6 protein-coding genes are annotated in these 3,110 nt (G+C 36.6%); 2 read left to right on the top strand and 4 right to left on the bottom strand.

Annotated elements, in window-relative coordinates:
• Window positions 1–50: 50 nt before the first annotated feature.
• The gene (locus tag V7014_RS08555; protein WP_335506150.1) at window positions 51–170 is read right to left on the bottom strand and encodes a YfhE family protein; all 120 of its coding nucleotides are present in this window, start codon (window positions 168–170) and stop codon (window positions 51–53) included.
• A gap of 61 nt (window positions 171–231) precedes the next feature.
• The gene (locus V7014_RS08550; RefSeq protein ID WP_335506148.1) at window positions 232–1,137 is read right to left on the bottom strand and encodes a TIGR01777 family oxidoreductase; all 906 of its coding nucleotides are present in this window, start codon (window positions 1,135–1,137) and stop codon (window positions 232–234) included.
• An 84-nt stretch (window positions 1,138–1,221) separates the two neighbouring features.
• Between V7014_RS08550 and recX the strand changes: the two genes are divergently transcribed.
• Both recX and V7014_RS08540 read left to right on the top strand, forming a co-directional pair.
• Entirely contained in the window at window positions 1,222–2,040 is an 819-nt protein-coding gene (gene recX / locus V7014_RS08545; RefSeq protein ID WP_335506146.1) for a recombination regulator RecX, read from the top strand.
• A gap of 3 nt (window positions 2,041–2,043) precedes the next feature.
• Window positions 2,044–2,382, top strand: coding sequence for a YfhH family protein (locus V7014_RS08540; protein WP_335506144.1), 339 nt, complete (start codon window positions 2,044–2,046; stop codon window positions 2,380–2,382).
• 133 nt (window positions 2,383–2,515) lie between these two features.
• On the opposite strand, the gene V7014_RS08535 is transcribed toward V7014_RS08540, so the two are convergent.
• Window positions 2,516–2,674 (bottom strand): YpzG family protein, encoded by a 159-nt coding sequence (locus tag V7014_RS08535; RefSeq protein WP_335506142.1) that lies wholly within the window; start codon window positions 2,672–2,674, stop codon window positions 2,516–2,518.
• A gap of 23 nt (window positions 2,675–2,697) precedes the next feature.
• Complete coding sequence (locus tag V7014_RS08530; protein WP_081707782.1) at window positions 2,698–2,862, bottom strand: small, acid-soluble spore protein K; 165 nt, start codon at window positions 2,860–2,862, stop codon at window positions 2,698–2,700.
• Window positions 2,863–3,110 lie beyond the last annotated feature (248 nt).

Below are 3,110 nucleotides of genomic sequence, written 5' to 3'. Positions count from 1 at the left end.
TAATAATCGGTGGGGGATGGACGAACACTTCCACCGATTAAAGTTTCACTTTATCGCTTTTGGCCATCGAATCCTCCTGCACGGTCTGCCATTCTAAATTCACGTCCGTATAAAACCTCTTGCGTAGTGGTTAACTTATTTTTCATTTTTTCTTTTTTCTTCTTATCCAAGGTGATCACTCCTTCATTGGTTTCTACCATTTTTTCCGTAAACATGATAAATCATTCAATTTTAATGTAATAAATCTTGAAGAGCTTCTTGAAGTGAGGAGAAGCAAAATGAATATCCATGTTGATTTAATTTATTGGGTAAAACCTTCTGACCTTCTAGAACGAGTATGCTCATTTCTCCAAGTGCCAAATTCAATAAAGGAGCTGGAGCAGGCATCCAATGCGGGCGATTCATTACCGATGAAATTGTTTTACCGAATGATTTCATTGTTTCTGGATTTGGTGCAGTGAAATTAACAGCACCGTATATCGATTGATGATCCATGCAAAATAGAGTTGCTTTCGCTACATCATTTATATGAATCCATGATAACCACTGTATGCCGCTTCCAACAGTTCCTCCACCAAATAATTTATAAGGTAGCAACATACGTGGTAAAGCACCATCTTCTCTACCTAATATAACACCGAAGCGCATGCATACAGTTCTAACGCCTAAAGCTTCGACTTGCATGGCTTGATGTTCCCACTGATAAACTGTATCAGATAAAAAATCAGTAGGTGATACGATGTCTTCTTCTGTATAGATGTTAGTGTTGGAAGTCCCGTAATATCCAACGGCACTCGCATTTAATAAAGTATGTGGTTTAGTGGTCATACTAGCAATAATCCGCTTGATTTCTGCTGTTGTATGTAACCGACTATCTAAAATGCGTTTTTTTCTTGAAGCGGTCCATCGTCCGCTATTCAATGATTCACCTGCAAGATTGATGATAACTTCTACACCTTCTAGCTGTTTTTCAGGTCGATCACCATTGTTCAGCCATTGGACATAAGTAATATTTGGAATCGTGTTTATACGTGAGGTGTTCCTTGTAAGTATATAAATATGATGATGATTGGCCAGTAATTCAGCTGTAATTGCTTTACCTACAAAACCACTTCCCCCAGCAATTGCTACTTTCATAGTAAATCCCTCCGTGTTTTTTTTCTCTATATCAACAGACGACAAAACAGTTAGTATGCTACAGTTAATAGAGAGGTGAGTAATTTGATAACCATTACGAAAATCGCTGTCGGAGTTAAGAATAAAAATCGTTACAATATTTATATAGATCGAGGCAAAGGTGAAGAATACGGTTTTAGTGTAAGCGAAGATGTTCTAATTAAAATGGACTTAAAAAAAGGTATGGCAATAGACGACTTAGATCTTATGGAAATTACATACCAGGAAGATATGCAAAAAGGCTTTTCAGATGCTCTTCATTATTTAGCACATCGTATGCGTTCAGAAGCAGAGGTCGTTCGTAAGTTAAAAGAAAAAGAATATGAAGACCATATCATTAAAGAAGTGATTCATAAGTTATATGCATTAAAGTTCTTAAATGATGAAGAATTTGCTATTGCACTAGTAAATACCCGAATGAACGCAGCTGATAAAGGACCTGTTATTATTGCTCAAGAGCTGAAACAGAAGGGAATTAGTGATTCATATGCAGAAGCTGCACTTCAGCTTTATTCAAAGGAAAAGCAAATTCAACATGCAGAGAAACAAATCCTTAAGCTTGTTAAAACCAAAAAGAATGCATCGACCATAGAATTAAAAAGAAAAGTCGAGCAAACTCTCATTAGAAAAGGCTACTCTTCTTATATAATAGAAGAAGCATTAAATAATATTCAGATTTCTCAAGATGATGAACAAGAATGGAACTCCATAAAGATTAATGGAGACAAAGCATTAAGAAGATATAGTAAGTATACAGGATATGAATTCGAACAAAAAATGAAAAGCGCTTTATATCGTAAGGGATTTTCAATTGAATTGATTGAAAGATATTTAGAAGAAATTCAACAAGAGATAGGGGAATAACAAATGTCAGAAAAACGATATAGTACGATGTCTATGTATGAATTACAACAAGAATTGGCTTATCTTCATGAAAAAGCTCGCAAAGCGGAGCAAATGGGAATGGTTAATGAATTTGATGTGCTTGAACGAAAAGCGATTATGGTTAAAGCGTACATGTTAGACCCAAATGACTTTGTTAAAGGTGAAATTTACGGAATACAAGGGGACCCAGGTACATATTTCAAAGTAGAATATTTAAATGGTGTATTCGCTTGGGGCTACCGTTTAGGTGGAAGTGGAAATGAAGAAGGGGTTCCTATCTCTGTTTTAGAGATATTGAAAGAAGAAAAAGTAGAAGAATAAGCCTCTGCGAAGGCTTATTCTTCTTATCTAACCAGCGCTTATAAATTCGGTTTTCCAAACAGAAGTTTAGATGATGGAAGTGAATTGCTGGATAGAAGTCGATTGATAGGATAACACCAACCGAACTTTCATTTTAGGAACGTTTTCGGGTTTCACGTTCTAAAATAATGAGGGGCTGCGTTTGCTGTGTTTGCCCATTTACTTGAGCTTTCGCATGTTTAGCATTCGACCAAGTGCTGTTAAATGGACCGTTATAGCTGTGATCATGAAGTTGATAGCGTTTGTTTACCATGATTCAACCTCCGAACAAATAATTTAATTTGTTTGTTGATCTTCTACTCGTTGTGAAGAAGCTAACATGCGCTCCTGTGGATGAGTATTTATACTTCCATCAGCTCTCTTAGAGGCATATTCTGCTTTAGCTCTAGGCTCCCCACCAAAGCGATTAACAGCTGGGAAATTTCTGGCTTTATTACGCATAAACATTTTCCCCCTTAAGAAGATGTGTCGAGACATCGACATCTACTTATTTACGCGAGTTCATTCGCGTATTACTAGTTTGAGCAAAGTAGATGAAAATATGGTCTGTAAATAATGGGGATTACTGTGCATAAAGGAAATGGAGTTAGAAAAAGGGTACTAAAGTAAGTTCAAACTTGCTTTAGTACCCTTTTTTTTACGGGGCTAAACGGGCGCTTCCGCTTTTCTATATTGTCTAGCTCCAGCGC

Source organism: Bacillus sp. JJ722, from assembly GCF_036963345.1.
In the GTDB taxonomy this organism is placed as follows: domain Bacteria; phylum Bacillota; class Bacilli; order Bacillales; family DSM-1321; genus Bacillus_AD.
Note: the sequence above shows the minus strand (reverse complement) of the source record. Positions and strands in the feature narration are given on the sequence as shown.

What these genes read in the sequence shown, in the direction of transcription:
- V7014_RS08550 (WP_335506148.1), bottom strand. Translation starts at nt 1,137, where the DNA reads ATGAAAGTAGCAATTGCTGGGGGAAGTGGTTTTGTAGGTAAAGCAATT.
- V7014_RS08540 (WP_335506144.1), top strand. Translation starts at nt 2,044, where the DNA reads ATGTCAGAAAAACGATATAGTACGATGTCTATGTATGAATTACAACAA.
- V7014_RS08535 (WP_335506142.1), bottom strand. Translation starts at nt 2,674, where the DNA reads ATGGTAAACAAACGCTATCAACTTCATGATCACAGCTATAACGGTCCA.
- V7014_RS08530 (WP_081707782.1), bottom strand. Translation starts at nt 2,862, where the DNA reads ATGCGTAATAAAGCCAGAAATTTCCCAGCTGTTAATCGCTTTGGTGGG.